This window comes from Yinghuangia sp. YIM S09857, assembly GCF_051388915.1.
Classification (GTDB): Bacteria; Actinomycetota; Actinomycetes; order Streptomycetales; family Streptomycetaceae; genus Yinghuangia.
In genome coordinates this window covers 52,110-72,148 of sequence record NZ_JBPKBH010000018.1, presented here as the reverse complement: position 1 = coordinate 72,148, position 20,039 = coordinate 52,110, and the positions used below count along the sequence as shown (strand labels likewise).

14 protein-coding genes are annotated in these 20,039 nt (G+C 70.5%); 10 read left to right on the top strand and 4 right to left on the bottom strand.

Going from position 1 to position 20,039, the window contains the following annotated elements; all coding sequences use genetic code 11:
• Together ACRX5S_RS30500 and ACRX5S_RS30495 are read right to left on the bottom strand one after the other, a co-directional pair.
• Positions 1-368 (bottom strand): SUMF1/EgtB/PvdO family nonheme iron enzyme (locus ACRX5S_RS30500; RefSeq protein WP_436776381.1); only part of this gene is annotated, 368 nt, incomplete at its 3' end.
• A gap of 72 nt (positions 369-440) precedes the next feature.
• Positions 441-1,757: a hypothetical protein gene (locus ACRX5S_RS30495; protein WP_436776380.1), complete on the bottom strand. Its 1,317-nt coding sequence runs from the start codon at positions 1,755-1,757 to the stop codon at positions 441-443.
• A 183-nt stretch (positions 1,758-1,940) separates the two neighbouring features.
• Here ACRX5S_RS30495 and ACRX5S_RS30490 point away from each other — a divergent pair, with 183 nt between their 5' ends.
• The 7 genes from ACRX5S_RS30490 (at position 1,941) to ACRX5S_RS30460 (ending at position 12,473) form a co-directional block, all read left to right on the top strand.
• On the top strand, positions 1,941-3,764 hold the full coding sequence (locus ACRX5S_RS30490; RefSeq protein ID WP_436776379.1) for a sulfatase: 1,824 nt from the start codon (positions 1,941-1,943) through the stop codon (positions 3,762-3,764).
• Complete coding sequence (locus tag ACRX5S_RS30485; protein WP_436776378.1) at positions 3,761-5,620, top strand: sulfatase-like hydrolase/transferase; 1,860 nt, start codon at positions 3,761-3,763, stop codon at positions 5,618-5,620. Before ACRX5S_RS30490 ends, ACRX5S_RS30485 begins: the two co-directional genes overlap by 4 nt.
• Positions 5,621-5,972: 352 nt before the next feature.
• Entirely contained in the window at positions 5,973-8,261 is a 2,289-nt protein-coding gene (locus tag ACRX5S_RS30480; protein ID WP_436776377.1) for an ATP-binding protein, read from the top strand.
• Between the two features lies 1 nt (position 8,262).
• On the top strand, positions 8,263-11,082 hold the full coding sequence (locus tag ACRX5S_RS30475) for an ABC transporter permease subunit (RefSeq protein ID WP_436776376.1): 2,820 nt from the start codon (positions 8,263-8,265) through the stop codon (positions 11,080-11,082).
• 70 nt (positions 11,083-11,152) lie between these two features.
• Entirely contained in the window at positions 11,153-11,803 is a 651-nt protein-coding gene (locus ACRX5S_RS30470; protein ID WP_436776375.1) for a PadR family transcriptional regulator, read from the top strand.
• A gap of 56 nt (positions 11,804-11,859) precedes the next feature.
• The gene (locus ACRX5S_RS30465; RefSeq protein ID WP_436776374.1) at positions 11,860-12,204 is read left to right on the top strand and encodes a Gfo/Idh/MocA family oxidoreductase; all 345 of its coding nucleotides are present in this window, start codon (positions 11,860-11,862) and stop codon (positions 12,202-12,204) included.
• Positions 12,201-12,473, top strand: a complete 273-nt coding sequence (locus tag ACRX5S_RS30460) for a hypothetical protein (protein WP_436776373.1) — start codon at positions 12,201-12,203, stop codon at positions 12,471-12,473. Before ACRX5S_RS30465 ends, ACRX5S_RS30460 begins: the two co-directional genes overlap by 4 nt.
• 74 nt (positions 12,474-12,547) lie before the next feature.
• Here ACRX5S_RS30460 and ACRX5S_RS30455 read toward each other — a convergent pair whose 3' ends face one another.
• Positions 12,548-13,174: a PadR family transcriptional regulator gene (locus tag ACRX5S_RS30455; protein ID WP_436776372.1), complete on the bottom strand. Its 627-nt coding sequence runs from the start codon at positions 13,172-13,174 to the stop codon at positions 12,548-12,550.
• A 214-nt stretch (positions 13,175-13,388) separates the two neighbouring features.
• Here ACRX5S_RS30455 and ACRX5S_RS30450 point away from each other — a divergent pair, with 214 nt between their 5' ends.
• On the top strand, positions 13,389-13,826 hold the full coding sequence (locus ACRX5S_RS30450) for an LLM class flavin-dependent oxidoreductase (protein WP_436776371.1): 438 nt from the start codon (positions 13,389-13,391) through the stop codon (positions 13,824-13,826).
• A gap of 849 nt (positions 13,827-14,675) precedes the next feature.
• On the opposite strand, the gene ACRX5S_RS30445 is transcribed toward ACRX5S_RS30450, so the two are convergent.
• Complete coding sequence (locus ACRX5S_RS30445) at positions 14,676-15,305, bottom strand: hypothetical protein (protein ID WP_436776370.1); 630 nt, start codon at positions 15,303-15,305, stop codon at positions 14,676-14,678.
• A 933-nt stretch (positions 15,306-16,238) separates the two neighbouring features.
• Here ACRX5S_RS30445 and ACRX5S_RS30440 point away from each other — a divergent pair.
• Together ACRX5S_RS30440 and ACRX5S_RS30435 are read left to right on the top strand one after the other, a co-directional pair.
• Positions 16,239-18,434, top strand: coding sequence for a CoA transferase (locus tag ACRX5S_RS30440; protein ID WP_436776369.1), 2,196 nt, complete (start codon positions 16,239-16,241; stop codon positions 18,432-18,434).
• A 128-nt stretch (positions 18,435-18,562) separates the two neighbouring features.
• The gene (locus ACRX5S_RS30435) at positions 18,563-19,369 is read left to right on the top strand and encodes an enoyl-CoA hydratase-related protein (RefSeq protein WP_436776368.1); all 807 of its coding nucleotides are present in this window, start codon (positions 18,563-18,565) and stop codon (positions 19,367-19,369) included.
• Positions 19,370-20,039: the final 670 nt, after the last annotated feature.

The following is a 20,039-nucleotide window of genomic DNA, read 5'->3' as shown; positions in this document are numbered from 1 at the left end:
CCCCCGCCGCGGCGCAGCGCGGCGGGTACGAAGGCGGCGAACACATAGGACCAGCCGATGCGTTCGGCTTCGGTGACATAGCCGGTGGCGGCGACGAACTCGGCGAACCGCGCGTTGTCGACCGCGCGTGTGTCGACCGCGAACGGGTCGACGCGCACCGGCCGAATCGGGCCCTCGCCGTCCGAGGGGAAGCCCTCCGCGTCGTCGGTCCCCATCAGGAACTCCCCGCCGGACAGGACGGCCATGCCGTCGAAGCCGACGTCCCGGTCTGCGCCGCGCGACGGTGCCGGCGTGATGTCGTTGGCGGTGGCGGCGACCCGCCCTGGCATGCAGCAGGAGGGGCCGGCGGAGGCGTGCGGGTCGCCCACAGGTGCTCCTTCGGTTCGAGGGTGGTGCGGCGGCGGCCTGGCTTCGTCGACAGGCTCGGCTCCGCCTGGTGGTCAGCTCGGTGCCGGGACGAAGCGGTTGACCGCTGCGTCGTAGACCATCGCGCGGATCGGGATGGCGCCGGACGGGCTCTGTCGGCTGTAGGTCGCGGGGTCGGAGAAACCCGGAATGTGGAAGCTGCCGAGGTCGAACCCGGCCTGCTGGAAGCTCGGGTAGTCGAGGTTCTTGCCGGCCTTTTCGGCGATCGCGGTGAACAGCGCGAGGGTCCGGCAGGCCGCGGCCATCGACGCGCCGGGCGTCGGTTGGCCGCTGGGCACGGTGGCGGGGTCGACGAGCTTGCCCGCCAGTGCAGGGTTCGCCTGGGTCACGGTGTCCGCGCACGCGGTCAGGGCCGGATCGGAGAAGTCGGTGAGAGGGGCCGCGGTGACCGCGTCCTTGAGGGTGGAGAAGTCGTGTTGGCCCTTGGTCGTCAGGTAGCCGTCGGGTGGGACGGTGAACATCTGACGTGGCCGCCAGGCTGTCTTCTCCAGGTACTGCGGGATCAGTTGCGCGCCGCCGCCCACGGTCAGCAGCGTGTCGGCCCCGGCGGTCTGGGCTTTCTGGAACAGCACGCCGGCCTGCTGGGAGAACGCGGCGGGGTCGGACGCGTTGGCGGCGATGTAGCCGGTTGTGACCGGGGTGACCCCCGCGGCCTTGAGCGCGGGCATAACGAGTTGCTCAACCTGCATCTGATCAGTGGCGACCGCGCCCACGGCCACTTTGCGGCCCGCCAGGTCACCGCGTGCGGCGAAGGCCTCGACGGCTTCGCCCGCGTTCCCCTGGTCGAGGAAGCTGAACCACGGGGCCTGCGCCTGGGCGTACATGCCGGCGTGCATAGGCCCGCCGATCACCGCGGTGCGCCCGGTCTGGAGGTAGCACGCGGCCTGCTCGTTGCCCGGCCCGGAATACAGGACCGCGAAGACTTTCTCCTCCTGGGTGAGCTTGACGCAGGTCTCCTGCGCGGCGGCCGGCGAGACGAGGTTGATCTTGCCGAAGACCGGCACGAGCTTGCGGCCCTGCACGCCGCCGGTCGCGTTGATCTTGTCGATCAGGGCCTTGTACGTGTCTTCGAAATCGCCCTGGTCGATGTTGACGAAGGCCTTGACCCCGGCGTAGTCCGGATAGGCGATACCGATCTTGATGCTGTCCGCGGTGACGCCGGGCGCCTCCGCCCGGACCGCCGGCCCCGCAGGGCCGCTCGCCCCCGGGGCGGCACTCTTGGACTCGACCGTGCACGCGGCGACGCTCAGACTGAGCGCGGCTGCGGTGAGCGCGCTCCACCGCCGTGCCATGGGGTGCCGCAGGCGTGGCGGGCGGGCGTACGAAGACATCGGCGACAGACCTCCCGGCTGGTCGGAACCCGTGGGCCCCCGTGCGCCACTATCGTCCCAGGAACTTAAGTTGCCTCAGGATGTGACCAGCAAGCCTTGAAGTCAATGGCTGATCTTGCAGGGAGTTAAGTTCTAGCGTACATATCAGTGCAGTCGAAGCCCAGAAGAGGTCGGGAGTAGCGTGTGAAAGCCGTCATGGTCATGTACGACACCCTCATCCGGAAGTACCTGCCCCCGTACGGGGCGCCTGACTGGGTGCACGCGCCGAACTTCGCGCGGCTGGCGGAGCGCACCGCGGTCTTCGAGAACTGCTACGCGGGGAGCATGCCGTGCATGCCCGCGCGCCGGGAGCTGCACACCGGGCGGCACAACTTCCTGCACCGCAGCTGGGGTCCGCTGGAGCCGTTCGACGACTCCTGCCCGGAGATGCTGACCGACGCGGGCGTGTACACGCACCTGGTGACGGACCATCAGCACTACTGGGAGGACGGCGGGGCGACGTACCACAACCGGTTCCGCACCTACGAGTTCTTCCGCGGTCAGGAGGGCGACGCGTGGAAGGGCCATGTCGCCGACCCCGAGTACCCCGCCGAGTCGCTCAAGACGATGCGCGGCGAGAAGTGGCGCCAGGACTGGGTCAACCGCGGACACATGACGCGTGAGGAAGACCAGCCGCAGTCACGGACGTTCGACGCGGGGCTGGAGTTCATCGAGACCAACCACGCCGAGGACAACTGGTTCCTGCAAATCGAGACCTTCGACCCACACGAACCGTTCTTCACCCAGCAGCACTACAAGGACCTCTACAAGCGCGACTACGACGGCCCGCAGTACGACTGGCCCGACTACCGCATGGTCCGCGAAACCCCCGAACAGGTCGAGCATGTCCGCTACGAGTACGCCGCACTGCTCAGCATGTGCGACCGCAACCTCGGCCGCGTCCTCGACGCCATGGACGCCCACGGTATGTGGGACGACACGATGCTCATCGTCTGCACGGACCACGGCTTCCTCCTCGGGGAGCGCGGTTGGTGGGGCAAGAACGTCCAGCCCTGGTACGACGAGACCATCCACACCCCGCTGTTCGTCTGGGACCCGCGCAGCCGCGTCGCCGGCGAACGCCGCAACTCCCTTGTGCAGACGATCGACTTCGCACCCACGCTGCTGGAGTTCTTCGGCGTCGACCGCACTCCCGACATGACGGGCGTGCCACTGCGGCGCACCGTCGCCGACGACACCCAGGTCCGCGAGGCCGGCATCTTCGGCGCGTTCGGCGGCCACGTCTCGGTCACCGACGGCCGGTACGTCTACATGCGCGCCTGCGTGGACGCCGCCAACACCCCGCTGTCCGAGCTGACCCTCATGCCCACCCGGATGGCCGCGCGGTTCACCCCGGGCGAACTGAAGTCCGCCGAACTGCTCCCCGGCGGCACGCACGCCTTCACCAAGGGCGCGCCGGTGCTCAAGGTCCCCGGCTTCGCCATCTCCCCGGCCCCGTTCGGGACCCTCCTCTTCGACCTCGCCGAGGATCCGGGGCAGGAGACGCCGCTCGTCGACGACGACCTCGAACTGCGCATGACCGGCCTGCTGTTGGACGTCATGCGCGCCTCCGACGCCCCGGCCGAGCAGTACGAACGCCTCGGCCTGCCCGTGAGCGGGCCGGCCACGGCGGACCACCTCCTCGCCCGGGTCCAGCGCGCGCAGGTCGAGGCCGCCGAGGCCGCCGCACCGCTCGACCCCGCGGAATTCCCCGACGGCCCGCGCACCGTGAACGCCCCCATACGCGAGCTGTTCGCCGACGAAGCTGCCGTCCAGGCACTCAAGGACCTCGGGCTCGAACGCCTTGCCGACGGCAGCCTGAGCCGCATGGTCGGCGACCTGTCGCTCGTGCAACTCTCCTCTCTCGCTTCCGGACTGCTGTCCGCCGACGTGGTCCGTGCGGTTTCGGCCGCGCTCGACGCACTCGGCCCCGGCCCGGCGGTCCCGGCTTCCGGAGCGGCCGTATGACCCGCACCGTACGCCCCAACATCCTGTGGACCGTCAGCGAGGACTGCCCGCCCCGCTTCGGCTGCTACGGCGACCCGCTCGCGACCACACCGAACCTGGACGGCCTGGCCGCCCGCGGCACGCTCTTCGAGCACGCCTACTCCGCCGCTCCGGTCTGCGCGCCCTCGCGTTACGCGATGCTCACCGGCGTCTCGCCGGAGAGCAACGGCCCCGCGCACCACATGCGCGCCAACGCGCACCACCCCGCGTGGATGGCCACCTACCCCGAAGCCCTGCGCAAGCTCGGCTACCACTGCACCAACAACGCCAAAACCGACTACAACTGCGACGTCGACCCGCATGCGATCTGGGACGCCTGCTCCCCCACCGCGCACTGGCGCGACCGCCCCGAAGGGGCCCGGTTCCTGGCCGTGTTCAACATCGACGGCACGCACGAGAGCAGCGTGTTCGGGCGGGACGAGTTCATCGTCGACCCCGGCGCGGTACGGCTGCCCGCGTACCTCCCCGACACCCCCGACATCCGTGCCGACTTCGCGCACTACTACCGCAAGATCGCGGAGATGGACGCGGCGGTCGGCGTACTGCTGGCGCAACTCGCCGCGGACGGCCTGCTGGACGACACGATCGTCATCCACACGTCCGACCATGGCGGGGTCACCCCCCGGTCCAAGCGGTGGTGCTACGACGAGGGCCTGCACGTCCCGCTGATCATCGCCGCACCGCCGCGGTGGGCGCACCTGTTCCCGGCCCCCGGCACACGCATCGACGCGCCGGTGGGGACCATCCGCATCCCGCCCACCTTGATCGACCTCGCAGGGGGCGAAGTGCCCTCGCACATGCAGGGCACCAGCCTGGCCGACGCCGAATTCGATGCCGACCGCGAGCTGGCGTTCGGCATGCGCAACCGCATGGACGCGCGCAACGACATGGTGCGTACCGTGCGCGACGCCCGCTACCGCTACATCCGCAACTACGAACCGCACCGGCCCTACGGCCTGCACCAGGCGTTCGCGTGGCTCGCCAAGGGCTACCAGGCCTGGGAGGCGGCCCATCTGCGCGGCGAACTCGACGGCGTACAGGACGCGTTCTGGCACGAGAAGCCCGGCGTGGAGCTGTACGACACCGCCGCCGACCCCGACCAGATCCGCAATCTGGCCGGGGACCCCGCGTACGCGGACGTCGAACGCCGTCTGGACGAGGCGCTGCGGGCGCACATGCTCGCCGTCCACGACAACGGGTTCCTCCCCGAGGGCTCCCCGCACGAAGGCTACGAGGCGAGCCGCGCCCCGGGGGCCTACCCGCTCGACGGTGTCCTCGACGTCGCCGACCGCATTGCCCACCGCAACGCCGACGACCTCCCGGTGTTCCTTGCCGCGCTCTCGGACGACGACGCCACCGTGCGCCGGTGGGCCGCTGTCGGGGTGCTGGCGCTCGGCGCGAAGGCGGCCGAGTCCGTGCGGTACCTGCGCACGACGGCCACAGGCGACCCCGATCCGCACGTCCGCATACCCTGCGCCGAGGCGCTCGCCCGCCACTTCGACGACACCGAAGCCGCGGGGTGGCTCGCCGAGTTGACGTGGCCGGAGCATTCGGCGTCGGTGCGGCTCCAGGCCCTCACCGCGTTGGCCGCGCTGGGGCCGGACGGGGCGCGGCCTTTCCGGGACACGGTGGCGCGTGCCGCGGAGCAGGGCGGCGAGTACCTCGGCAACCTCGCCCGCCGCCTGCTGTTCGGGATCGATGGGACGTACACGCCCGAGACGGTGGTGTTCGACTGGGAAGCAATGCTGCGCTCGGTGCCCGACAAGTTCAAGGACCAGATCGGCGGGCAACTCGCGGGAGGGCCCGGGGGACAGTAGCGCGGTGCACGCGGACGGCCGGGGAGCCCCGGCGAACGCCCTCCGAAGGAGCCGCGGGGCCGGACCGCGGGATGGTCATCAGAAGCTGACTAGGTACCCAGGAAGTTAAACAACGATGTCGATCTCGAAAACTTAGTGCTCTTGACACCTGAACCAGCTCACACCACTCTGGCCATACATTCTTGCGCATCTAGGTAGACGTGCGCTGATCAGTGCTCGCCAGGGTGCCGTACAGACACCTCGGAGCGAGTCGGCCCAGGGTGCCGTGACGGGGCGACGGGCCCGCTGACCCCTGTCTGGGAGTGCCAATGCTGATTTCCTCAAGTTTCCCGCCACCGGCCGAGGCCGGCCGATGACCGCGACGGGCGGGACCGTCCCGCCGTCCTCGGCGGAGGCGGGGGCGGGGGCGGGAGAAACCCCTCTCCCGAGTACACCCGCGGACCCGCCCACCGGCGGTTCGGCCGCGGGCGGCCTGGCCGCGAGCCTGGTCGAGGCCGAAGCCGAGCGGGCCCGGCAGGCGGAAGCGGAACGCGACGTGCTCTTCGCCGACGACGTCCTCCCCGGCGTCGGCGGGCAGAGTCTGTCGCTCCGCGAAGGCCTGGCCGCGGGCGGTGCCGCCACGTTCGTGACGCTGACCCTGCTGTCGGCGTTCGACGAGCTGGAGATGGCCACCCTGGGCGTGCTCGCCCCGGACATCCGCGACACCTTCGGGATGAGCGACGGCGCCATCGTGTTCCTCTCCGCGGCCTCCGGCGCGTTCATCGTGCTCGGGGCCCTGCCGATGGGCTGGCTCGCCGACCGCTGTCGCCGCGGACGCGTCGCCGGATGGGCCGGTCTGGCGTTCTCCTCCTTCATGGTCGCGTGCGGCCTGGCCGCGAACGTGTTCCTGATGTTCCTGGCCCGACTCGGCGTCGGCGTCGCCAAGTCCAGCAACATGCCGGTCAACGGGTCCTTGAACGCCGACACCTACCCGATCGGGGTACGCGGCCGACTCGCCGCGACCAACGGCATGGCCGGCCGAATCGCCGCTGCCCTCAGTCCCCTCGCCGTCGGCGGGATCGCGACCCTGGCAGGCGGCGACGCGGGGTGGCGATGGGCGTTCTTCATCCTCGCCGTCCCCACCGCGATCGTCGCGCTGTTCGCCTTCCGGCTCCCCGAACCCCCGCGCGGGCAGAACGAGATGAAGGCCGTGCTCGGCGAAGTCCTGGTCACCGAGAAACCCATGCCGATCTCGGTCGAGGCCGCGTTCGCCCGCCTGATGAAGATCCGCACCACCAAGACCGTCGTCATGGCCTTCGCCGCCATGGGCTTCGGCCTGTTCACCGGCCCGGTCCTGACCAACCTGTGGATGGAGGACCACTTCGGGCTCGACACCTTCGAGCGCGGCGTGTACGGCACCCTCGGCGGACTCGGTGTCCTGTTCGTCCTGCCCTTCGTCGGCCCCCGCTACGACCGTCTCTACCGTACCGACCCGGCCCGGGCGCTTCGCCTGATCGGCCTGCTGATCCTGCCTGTGGCGGCGCTGATGCCGCTCCAGTGGGCGATGCCGAACGCGCCGCTGTTCGTGGCCGCGCACATGCTGCCGATGATCCTCCTGTCGTCCGCGTTCGCGATGGTCGGGCCGGTCATGCAGTCGGTGTCGCCGTACCGCTTGCGCGGTCTTGGCGTCGCACTCGCCGCCATCTACATCTTCTTCATCGGCGCGACCGGCGGCTCGCTGCTGTCCGCACTGATCCTCGACTCCTACGACCCGCGCGTCGCCGCGCTCGTGATCGGCGTACCGTCCACGCTGGTCGGCAGCTTGATGCTGATCCGCAGCTCCGCGTTCATCAAGCACGACCTGTCCCGGGTGGTCGCCGAACTGCGTGAGGAAATGGCGGAGCGCGACCGGCAGAACACCGCCCCCGAGGACGTCCCGGTGCTCCAGGTCCACAACGTCGACTTCGAATACGGCAACGTGCAAGTGCTGTTCGACGTCGGCTTCGAGGTGCGCCGCGGTGAGACGCTCGCCTTGTTGGGCACCAACGGCGCGGGCAAGTCGACCATCCTCAAGGCGATCTGCGGTCTCGGCACACCGTCCCGCGGCGTGGTCCGGCTCAACGGGCAGACCATCACCTACGTGGCCCCCGAACAGCGCGGTCGGCACGGCATCCGACTGCTCCCGGGCGGCAAAGGCGTCTTCCCGGCCATGACCGTGCGCGAGAACCTCGACATGGCCGCGTTCCAGCTCCGCGACCGCGACAAGGCCCACCGGGACGCGCGACTCGCCTACGTCCTCGACGTGTTCCCCGACCTCGCCGCCCGCCTCGGGCAGCGTGCCAGCTCGATGTCCGGCGGACAGCAGCAGCAACTCGCCCTGGCCATGGTCCTCATGCACGACCCCGAGGTTCTGCTCATCGACGAACTGTCGCTCGGGCTGGCGCCGGTGGTCGTGCAGGACCTGCTCGCGATCGTGGAGCGCCTGAAGGCCGACGGGCTGACGATGGTCATCGTCGAGCAGTCCCTGAACGTGGCCCTGGCGATCGCGGACCGGGCGGTGTTCCTGGAGAAGGGGCAGGTCCGATTCACCGGCGACGCCCGCGAACTCGCCGAACGCGACGACCTCGCGCGTGCGGTCTTCCTCGGCAAGGACGGCGGTTGACATGATCGAACTCACCCGCCAGCTGGCGTTCGACGGGGTCGTCAACGGCCTGGTCGTCGGCCTGCTCGCCATGGGCATCGTGCTCGTCCACCGCTCCACCCGCGTCATCAACTTCGCGGTCGCCAACATCGGCCTGGTCGGCTCCGCACTGTTCGCGCTCCTCGCGGTCCGCTACAACGTCCCGTTCTGGATCGCCCTGTTCCTGTCGCTCGCGGCCGGCTCGGCGTTCGGCGCGATCGTCGACCTCGTCGTCGTACGCCGCCTGTTCACCGCGCCGCGGGTGATCCTGCTGGTCGCCACCATCGGCGTCGCCCAACTCGCTCTGGTGATCGTGGCGTCGTACCCGGAGGTGGACGGGGCGCGCTCGTACCCGGTCTGGTCGACGGCCAAGTGGCACCCGGCCGGGGTGGAGATGACCGCGACACAGCTCGCGGTGCTGATCGTGGTGCCGCTCGCCGCGGCGGCCCTCGGCTGGTTCCTCGGGCGCACCGTGCTCGGCAAGACGGTCACCGCGTCGGCCGACAACCCGGAGCTGGCACGCCTGAACGGCATCAGTCCCAAGGTGGTCTCCACCGTCGTATGGGCGGTCGCCGGACTCATCGGCACGGTCTGCCTGATCCTCATCTCCGCCCGCAACGGCTCGGTCACCTCGCCCGCGGTCCTCGGCATGACCACCCTGATGCGGGCACTCGCCGCGGCGGTGATCGCCCGCATGACGTCCTTCCGGGTGGCACTGGTCGCCGGAGTCGGGCTCGGACTGCTGGAATCCGTCGTGCAGTTCAACTGGCTCGACGAGCCCGGTCTGACCGACATCGTTGTTTTCGGGCTTGTGCTGGCCGCGGTGTTCACCGTCGGCCGCGACAAGTCCGCGGACAGCGGCGCTTTCTCGTTCGCACCGAAGGTGCGACCCGTGCCCGATCGGCTGCGCGGCCTGTGGTGGGTGCGCAACCTCGAACGCTTCGCCCTGACCGGCCTGTTGCTCGTCGCCGTCGTCGTCCCGCTGATCGTCACCCAGCCCTCGCGGCACCTGCTCTACACGACCATCATCGCCTACGCCATCTGCGCCGCCTCGGTCACCGTGCTCACCGGCTGGGCCGGGCAACTCTCCCTCGGACAAATGGCCTTCGCGGGCATCGGGGCCCTCACCGCCGCATCGCTCAACCGCGGCCTGCGCCTGGAGATCGGCAACAACAAGGTGCTCGTCGTCGAGCGCCTGACCTTCCCCACCGCAGTCGCCGCCGCCGCGCTGCTGACCGCGCTACTCGCCGCAGTCATCGGCGCCGGCGCACTGCGGGTGCGCGGACTGCTCCTCGCGGTCAGCACCGTCGCGTTCGCGGTCGCCTGCGAGCAATGGGTCTACCGCCAGGACGTCTTCCACGACAGCCCGACCCAGATCACCGCGTCGTTCCCGCGCACCGACGTCTTCGGCATCGACGTGACCTCGCAGCGCTCCTACTACTACGTCGTCCTCGTCGTCCTGGTGGCCGTCCTCGCCGTCACCGGCCGCCTGCGGCGCACCGGAGTCGGCCGCACCACCATCGGCGTCCGCGACAACCCGGCCACCGCCGCGGCATACACCGTGCAGGCCACCCGGGTGAAGCTGCGGGCGTTCGCACTGGCCGGAGGGATCGCCGGACTCGGCGGGGCGCTACTGGCCGGCGCGTTGCAGACCGTGCCGTACGGCGACGCCTACTTCCGCAGCGAGGACTCCCTCATGCTCGTGTCCGTCGTCGTCATCGGCGGACTCGGGTCCACGTCCGGACCGGTGCTCGGCGCCCTGTGGGTCATCGGTCTGCCCGCCGTCTTCCCCGGCAACGACCTCGTCCCACTGCTCGCCTCCAGCCTCGGCCTGCTGATCCTGCTGCTGTACTTCCCCGGCGGCCTGGTGCAGATCGGCTACGCGGCCCGCGACGCACTCCTCCAGTGGGCCGAGGGGCGGCTCGGTCCGCAGCCCGCCAAGCAGGCGACCACGTTGCCCAGGCTTCCAAAGCGCCCCGGCAAGGCGCCGTTGCCGGACGACCTGCCGGTGCTGGCCACCCGCGACGTGCGGGTCCGCTTCGGCGGGGTGACCGCGGTCGACGCGGTCTCCATCGAGGTCCGGCCGAACGAGATCGTCGGGCTCATCGGCACCAACGGCGCCGGGAAGTCGACCCTGATGAACGCCGTCGGCGGGTTCGTCCCGGCCACCGGAAGGGTCGAACTCCTCGGACAGGACGTCTCCGGCATGCCGTCCGCCCGCCGCGCGGCGCTCGGCCTCGGCCGGACCTTCCAGGCGGCCACGCTCTTCCCCGAGCTGACCGTCGCCGAGACCGTGCAGATCGCCCTGGAGGCACGCGGCCGCTCCGGGCTGCTGTCCGCGGCGCTGTGGCTGCCGCGGTCGGTCAACGGCGAACGCGCCAAGAAGGCCGAGGCGCACGACCTCATCGACTTCCTCGGTCTCGGGCGCTACGCCGACGCGTTCATCGCCGACTTGTCCACCGGTACCCGCCGCATCGTCGAACTGGCCGGGTTGCTGGCGCTGGACGCCCGGGTGCTCTGCCTGGACGAGCCGACCGCCGGGGTGGCCCAGCGCGAGACCGAGGCGTTCGGACCGCTGATCCAGGAAATCCGCCGGGAACTCGGCGCCTCACTCCTGGTCATCGAGCACGACATGCCCCTGATCATGGGCATCAGCGACCGCGTCTACTGCCTGGAGACCGGCCGCGTCATCGCCGCAGGGACACCGTCCGAAGTCCGCAACGACCCCAAGGTCATCGCCAGCTACCTCGGCACCGACGAACGCGCCATCGAACGCAGCGGCACCGCCACCGCGGCGGGGTAGGTCACAACCTGTCCCGGGCCGACGAAGCCGCCGGTCCGGGACAGGGTTTGGAACGGGAAGGGAAAGGTCCGTGCAACTCGACTTCGTCATCCTCGGGATGTTGGCCATGCGCCGCTTCTCGGGCTATGACCTGCGCAAATGGATGGAGGGGCCGCTCAAGTACATCGGGTACGGAGTCCAACTCCCACAGATCTACCGCCGTCTGGCCAAGCTCGTCGGGCGCGGCTGGGTCGAGTACGACATCGACACGCGGGAAGGCGGCCCCGACGCCAAGCTCTACCGCATGACCGAGGCCGGACGACGGGCGCTGTGGGAGTGGGCGCGGTCCCCCTTCCAGCCGTCGCTGCGTCCCGCCGACCCGGACTTCGCCATCCGCTTCATATTCGGCGGCCAACTCGACCCCGACATCGCCCTGCGCGTCGTGCGCACCGAACTGGAGTACCGGCAGAAGGACGTCCACCACACCGCCACGCCGCAATGGCTCGCGAAGGCCTCGCAACACGAGACGAACACGTCCGAAATGGACCCGAAGTGGGCGGCCGAGGTGCACATGATCGGCCACGAGCACGGATACGCCGGCGCTTCCACCTACATCGCGTGGCTGCAACTGGTGGAGCAACGCCTGCTCTATCGCCGCCGGCAACTGCGCGGGACGCGATCGGCCGACGAACCGCACCTCGATACGGAACCGGACGCGACCGTCGGCAGCGCGGCACCGTGAGCGGCAGCACGAACAGGCCACGAGAACAAACACGTTCACACGACACAAGTGATTGCATGAAGGGCGAGATAGACGACGGCACACAGGACGACCGCGAGTTCGGCTGGGGCACAGCCGCTACCGGCACGATGGCCCGCACCATCGCGATCATCGCGGCGGAACCGGGGACGCGCGCCGCGGCGGTCGGATCACGCGATGCGACGCGTGCGCGGGCCTTCGCCACGGAGTTCGGCGCGCCGTGTGCGCACGGCTCTTACGCCGTACTCCTCGACGACCCCGTCGTGGACGCCGTGGACATCGCCACACCCCATGCGCAGCGCCGCCACGTGGCCGAACTCGCCTTCGCCGCGGGCAAGGCCGTGCGACGCTGGAGACTTCCCTGCTCAGCCCCCAGCCGATGATCGCGCATATTTCCGGCACGCTCGGACGCATCGACATCGACGCGCCCTTCCACACGACCAGCCGTCTGTCGACGCACATCCACCCCGACGTCCAGGAGTTCTCCGCCGACGGCCCGCGGGAGACCCTCGCGGGAGAACTCCGCGAGGTGCGCGACCTCGTGCGGCAGGGGCGTACGGAGTCCCCGGTCATGCCCCTGGCCGACACCCTTGCCGTACTGCGCCTCCTGGAGGGCGCCCGAAAGTCCCTCGGCGCCGTCGACTTCGCCTGACCGGCCTGCGATTCGGACGGACCACGCCGGAAGGCCCGCCCCGGCGGGCGTGCCCGACGACCTGTCTCGGCGTTCTAGGGTTCCTCGCCCGGCGGCGCGGGGGGCTTGGTCGCTCGCGCGGCCTCGATCTGCTTGGCGCGGCGTTCGAGGCGGTGCTGAAGGAGTTTGAGCCACGCGACGTAGGCGGACACGTGGGCGTAGCCATACTCGTGCGCCGCCAGGTGCACCTCCGACACCCAATCCGGGTCGAGAGCAGACATCTGAAGCTCTGTGTACGGCAGGTCCTGGGTCCACGGGGGTGCGCCGGTCGGATCCATGTTGGCCTGGCGGAAAGCGAGCTCGGAGCGGACCGCGGCAAGGGCGATTTCGGGGTCGAGTTGGCCGCCGAAGATGTAGCGGATGACGAAATCGGGATCGGCCAGGCGCGGCGACGGCACGTGCGGGGAACGCGCCCACTCCCACAGCGCCCGCTCGCCGGCCTCGGTCATGCGGTAGAGCTTGGCGTCCGGGCCGCCCTCGCGCGGATCCACGTCGTACGCGATCCAGCCCCGCTCGACGAGCTTGGCCAGGCGACGGTAGATCTGCGGGAGCTGGACCTCGTAGCCGACGTACTTGAGCGGCCCCTCCATCCATTTGCGCAGGTCATAGCCGGAGTATCTGCGTAGTGCGAGCATCCCGAGGATGACGAAGTCGAGTTGCATGCACGTCCCTCTGCCGAGTCCGAACGACCTGTTCGAGACCAGTGTGCACGCACGGCACGGGCGGCGAGGACGCAGCCCGTGCCGTGCCGCCCGGCGGGCCTCCGGGCGGCCTGCCTGGTCGGGACAGGCAGCGGCGAATGACGGAGGTCGTAGGCGCGCACGCGGTCATGGGTCGCCGGCCGTGACCACCAGCGCAGGAGTCCGGTGAGCCGGCATGGCGCGGGCGGCCAAGGCCGCCGGGCTTGACGCTGCGTTCACGACGGACCACCCGTTCCCGGACGACCGGTGGCTGCACTCCGGCGGGCACCACACGGTCGACCCGATGTTGGTGCTCTCCTTCGCAGCCGCGGCGACGTCCACACTCAGGCTGCACACAAACCTGTTCGTGCCGGCGTACCGCTGCCCCTTCCTGTCCGCGAAGATGATCTCGACGCCGGACGGGCTGTCCGGCGGGCGCGTGATCATCGGGGTCGGCGCGGGCTACCTCCAGCCCGAATTTACGGCGCTGGGAGCGGACTTCGACAACCGCAACGACCACCTGGACGAGGCGATCCGCGCGATGCGGGCGGCCTGGACCGGTGAGAGCATCACCTTCGAAAGCTCCGGCTACACCGCAACCGGCAACACGATGCTGCCGCGCCCCACGCAATGACGGCCCGGTGACCCCCGCCCGGCGCGAGGAACTGCCCCGTTTGCGCAAGCAGGTCCGCGAGCTGGAGTTGGAGAAGGAGATCCCGCGCAAGGCGGCCGCGTACGTTGGCAGAGAGACGGATCGGTGATCGGCCGCTGGAGATTCGTCTCCGCCCACCGCCACACGTATGGCGTACAGCGGCTTTTTGCCAGGTTTTGTGTGTGTCCGCGTCCGGGTTCTACCGGTGGATCAACGCGGGCCCGGCGCACGAGACGCCCCGGGTCGCCCACGAAGCCCTCGCGGACCGGATCGAGGAGATCCACACCGAGTCGGGAGGCGCATACGGCGCTACGCGGACCACGGTCGCGGACAGGACNCCCGGCGCGCGAGGCGCGCCGGGTCGCCCACGAAGCCCTCGCGGACCGGATCGAGGAGATCCACACCGAGTCGGGAGGCGCATACGGCGCTACGCGGACCACGGTCGCGGACAGGACCGCGCCGTCGGCTCCCGACCTGGTCGGCCGGGACTTCGGCGCGCCGGCACCGGACGTGCGGTGGTGCGGGGACATCGCGTATCTCCCGGTCGGCAGCGAATGGATGTATCTCGCGACGGCGATCGACATGCCGGCGGGTGGTCGATTGGTCCCACGCGGAGCGCATGCGGTCCGACCTGGTCACCGACGCCATCGCCGCCCGGCGGCGACGACGCGGCCGGCGGGGTGACGCCCCAGTTCATCAGCGCACTCGGGACAGGAGCCCTGAGGGTGGTCGAGGACCGCGTCCCCAGGGCAGCTGTCCGCCGGCGAGAGGCGAGGTTTCGGGAGTGTCGCTCCGATCCGGGTCCGCGCTGGATGTGCGTTGGTGCGGTGGTCAGATGCGCGGGGTGGGGGTGTAGCGGCAGCCGGGTGTTTTGGCCTCGATGAGTTTGACGCCGTCGTGGGGGGCGAAGTCCCGCTCGCAGTTGAGGAACGGCAGCCCGGTGGAGGTCAGTTGCTGCTCGGCGGTGGTCTTGGCCTGGGCGCCGGCGGTGCCGACGAGGGAGACGGTGAACCCCATGCCGATGCGTTCGCTGGAGGCGATGTCCCGGTCCTTGTGGAACGCCTCCAAGGTGGTGTTGTCCGCGTCCACGAGGAGGATCGCCACGGAGAACTGCTGTCCGCCGTACCAGCACAACGCCTTCTGCTTGCCCCCGCGGACCTGGTCGGCTCGGTTGAGCTTGGTGTCCGGGCCAGTGGTGTCCATGCGCTCGCACGCGCCGAGCGCGGGCTTCAACAGCGCCGCGACCTCCTCGAACGAGCCCGCGCGCGGCAGTCCGGAGGCCGGTTTCCCTGTGTCGGGTTTCCCCGCGTCGGACCCGCCGCTGGACGCGCCCCCGGCGCCTCCGGAGGCTGCCGCGGCCGGAGCCGAAGGCGCCGGGGGCGCGTCCGGCTCGTCGTCGCTTGCGCAGCTTGTCGCAAGGAACATCGAGGCGGCCAGGACGACAAGACTCGGAAACCTCACGGAACTCCCTTCGCCGGGCGAGCGATCGGCCCGCCGCACGGTCCCGCAGCCTAGGAGATCTGTGCCGGGCTCGCCCGCACGTCGCGCGCGTTGTCCTGATGTCCAGGCGGTCGGCGCTTGGTTGGCGGGTTGCGCAATCAGGAGCTCGCATGACGGGACCGGGTGATCACGCCCCGCGGTCGGCGCCGCAGGTGCCGGCCGCGGGGCCCGGACGGTCATGCGGCTGGTGAGGCGGCGGGTCATCAGGGAGATCGCGGCCCAGGGCCAGAAGGCTCTCGGCGTGTTGGATCGGACGTTCGTAGTCGCGCGCATGGCGGCGGGCGTGCATGAGCCAGGCCAGGCTTCTCTTGACGACCCAACGCCAGGGCAAAACCACGAACCCGACCGCGTCCTTGGGCCGGTTGACCGGCTTCAGCGTCTCGCAAGGCCCTGCTATTTGATGCTGGAAGTCATCGCCTGCCCCTGATGGACAGCCTGGCCCGCGCGCGACTCCGGCATCGGGTGGCCGTACAAGGTCTGGCCGCTTACCGGAGTCGACGATCCATCCCCGGCCGCTCTGTTGGGAGTTGGGGCGCGAATCGAGCGCAGGCAACGGTCCGGGTCGTTTGCTCACTGGACACACGATTGCCTGCGAACGCCGGGCAGCGGCGCCCGATGCCGCGCCGTCCCGTTGAGGCGATGCCGCACCACCTCCGGGATCGGTGGAGAGCGCGGGTCATGAGGTCGCGGCGGGGCCGGCGCGTCGCCACGTGTCAGAAGCCCGCCCGCATCCGCGCCCCCGGGTCGCTACCGGCTCTGGAGGACCACGGCATCCCGGTGGGTCACCGGCCAGATCTATAACTTGGTCAAAGAATTCTGTATGACGGTGTCAAGCACAGGGAAACGTCAGGGTGGCGGGCGACGTACCTGGCGGAGGGACCCCAGGAGGATGACGTGAGCAACAGCAATGGGTCAGCCGCCGCAGCGGAAGACGTGCCGGTCCGGCCTGCCTCGTCTGCGGCGCTGCGGGGGGTGCGGGTCGTGGAGGCCGGCAGGGGCATCGCCGTCTCGTACGCGGCGAAGCTGCTGCGGGACCAGGGCGCGAGCGTCGTGAAGGTCGACGACGGCGATCCGCTCCGGCGGTGGTCGGCGGCCTCGCCCGACGAGCCGCTGACCGGCGACGGTCCGTTGTGGTCGTTCCTCCAGTTGGGCAAGACGATCGTGACGCAGGCGCCGGCCGAGGCCGACATCGTGCTCACGTCGGCGGGTTGGGACGGCCGGGCACCGGTGGTCGTGCACGTGACACCGTTCGGTCTCGACGGGCCGCTGGCCGGACGCGTCGCCAACGAGTTCACGCTTCAGGCGTGGTGCGGGCTGATGTCCGCGTGCGGCACGAAGGACTCGCCGCCGCTGCCGATGGGCGCGGGGCCGGGAGAGTGGGCGACCGGGGCGACGGCCGCGCTGGCGGCGCTGGCCGGCCGACGGGCGGGCGGCGCGACGGTGGATGTCGCCGCCCTGGAGGTGATGGCCGTATGTCTCAACAACTATCCGACGCTGTACCGGGAGTTCACCGGGAACGTGGCCGCCCTGTCCCGCAGCGGCGACTGGCCGTCGGTGGTCCGGTGCAAGGACGGCTGGGTGGGCCTGTGCATCTTCACCGCGCAGCAGTGGGCCGACTTCGCCGTCATGATCGACCGGCTCGACCTGGCCGAGGACGAACGGTGCACGTCCATGGGCGCCCGCAGCCGCAACCGCGCGTTTGTCGAGGCCAACGTCGGCCCGTGGCTCACCGGGCACACCGCCGCGGAGATCGTCGAGCTGGGCGGGCTGTTCCGCGTGCCGGTCGCCCTCATCGGCAACGGTGAGGCGCTGTTCGACATGGAGCACCCGCGCGAACGGGGAGTCTTCATCGGCAACCCCGCGGGCTTCCGGCAGCCCCGTTCGCCCGTCCTCCACCACGGCCGGCCCGACCACGACGACCACGCGGGCCCGGCCGCCTCGGCGCAGACGACGACCAGGCCGCTGGCAGGCGTCCGCGTCGTCGACCTCACCGCGTTCTGGGCCGGGCCGTACGCGACGCACCTGCTCGCCGCCCTCGGCGCCGACGTCATCAAGGTCGAGTCGCCCACTCGGCCGGACGGCATGCGGTTCGCCACGGTCAAATCCCCGGCCGAGCCGGACTGGATGGAGTTCGGCCCGACCTTCCACGGCACCAACCCGGGAAAGCGGTCGGTCACCGTCAACCTCGCCACCGAGGACGGCCGTGCCCGGTTCCTGCGCCTGGTCGCCACCGCCGACGTCGTCGTGGAGAACTTCACCCCGCGCGTCATGGACGGCCTGGGCCTGGGTTACGACGAACTGCGCCGGGTCAAGCCCGACCTCGTCATGCTGCGCCAGCCCGGCTTCGGCCTGGACGGCCCGTGGGCCAACCACGCGGCCTTTGCGCAGACGATGGAGCAGACGACCGGCATCGCCTGGCTCACCGGACTCCCCGACGGCGAACCGCTCGTACGCAGCACCATCGACCCGATCACCGGCCTCCACGGCGCGTTCGCCGTTCTGACCGCGCTCGAACGCCGGGCCGCGACCGGACAGGGCGAGCTGGTCGAGGTGCCCATGCTGGAAGTCGCCCTCAACATCGCCGCCGAGCCGATCGTCACCTGGTCCGCCACCGGGTACCGCATGGACCGTCAGGGCGCCCGCGGGCCCGGTGCCGTGCCGCAGGGGGTGTACCGCTGCGCCGGCGAGGAGCAGTGGGCCGCCCTCGCCGTCGAGACCGACGAGCAGTGGCAGGCACTCGCCCGCCTCACCGGCTGGGGCGCCGACCTCGCCACCCGCGCCGAGCGGCGAGCCCGCCACGACGAGATCGACGAGCGCCTGGCGGCATGGTTCGCCGACCGGGACCGCGACGCGACCGCCGAACTGATCCTCAACGCCGGCGTCCCCGCCGCGCCGGTCTGGGACCAGATGCTCCAGGACGAACTGCCCCAGCTCGTGGCACGCCACTTCTACCAGCCGCTGGAGCATCCGATTGCCGGCACCGTCCGGCATCCCGGAATCGGCATGCACTCCCGGCAGCTCGACTTGACCCTTCGCGGGCCGGCGCCGACCTTGGGCCAGCACACCGAGGAGGTGCTTCGCGACGCCTGACCAGGAGAACCCCTCCCCCGGCCCGGCGCGGGCGGCTCGGCGCGTACAGCGAAAGCGCGCCGCAGCCGCCCGTGCACCTCGAGAAACTCCGCCGCGTTTCCGCTCTGATCTGAAAGGGATTCTTCCCCGTGAAGTACGTCGTCGTCGAACGACCTGCGCCTGCCGTGGCGTTCGTGCGGCTGAACCGGCCCGAGCGCCTGAACGCCGTCTCGTCGTCGCTGGTCTCCGACGTGACGGAGGCGTTCGCGAATCTGAATCGTGAACGTGGCCTGCGCGCGATCGTGCTGGCCGGGGCCGGACGGGGGTTCTGCGCGGGCGCCGACCTGTCCGGCGACGAGGATCCGGCCCCGGACGTCGAGGGCCGGGGGCGGCTCGGGCTGGTGTACCGCACCCAGGAGCACGTGGCCGAGATGATCCTGGCAATCCACGAGTGCGAGAAGCCGGTCGTCGCCGCGGTGCACGGCGCGGCGGTCGGCGGCGGGCTGGCCATCGCGCTGGCCGCTGACCTGCGGGTGGCCGATTCCACGGCGACGTTCGGGTCGGTGTTCATCAAGGTGGGGCTGTCCTCCGCGGACGTCGGCACCAGCTACCTGCTGCCGCGCCTGGTCGGTCCGACCCGGGCCGCCGAGCTCATGCTGACCGGACGGCACTTCTCCGCCGAGGAGGCCAACCGGTTCGGCATGCTCAACCGCCTCACCGGACCCGGCGGCCACGAGACGGCGGCGGTCGAGCTTGCGTCCGCGATCGCGGAGAACTCCGAGTACGGCGTGTGGATGACCAAGAAGGGCCTGTGGTCGGGCGTGGAGGCCACCAGCCTGCGCCAGCAGCTCGAACTCGAGAACCGCACCCAGGTACTCGGCACCTTCACCGGCAACATGACCGAGGCCTCCGCCGCCTTCCGCGAGCGCCGCGCCCCGGTCTGGAAGGACATGTGACGACGGAGCCCGCGGCCCCGAGCTCCCCGAGTTCCCCCGAGCCCCCGCCCCGATACCACCGCAGCCCTCAACATCCTCGGCTTCGCTGGCGTCCGTACCGGAACGCTGGTGGCGGCATCGCGGATCGCAGGCCAGTCCTCGGCCCGGCACCCGTAGAACCGTCGCACCATGGCGAGCACGGGCACCCGCAGCGTGTCGACGGAGACAAGGCGTTCGTAGACCTCGGCGGCCCGGTCGCCGTGCACATCACCATAGGTCCACGGACTCCTCGAACCCACTGGATTCCCCGGCGTTCGGGAAGCCGCGGCTCACCAGCGGTTCGCATCGCTGTCTCCACACGAACCACGCCTGTGCGGCTGTGGCGCCAGGACATCGCGGATCTCCCGAATACTCGGCCCCCAGGTTTGACCTGGGCGTTCGTCCGATCCGGTGATCACCAATCGTGGCTGTTCGTCTGCTGTATCGACTCGTCGTTCAAGTGTTCTCCTGGCTCGCCCTGTTCGCGCGGTCGGCCGCATCGAAGGACGCGGAGATACTCGCACCGCGGCAGGAGGTTCTCGCACGCCCGCCCGCGACCCGCGGGGTGCTGCTCGGCTCCAGCACCCCGCGACCCACTCACCCGCCCCCCCCGACGCCTGCACGCCACTCAATCCCTCCCCCCCATCCCCCC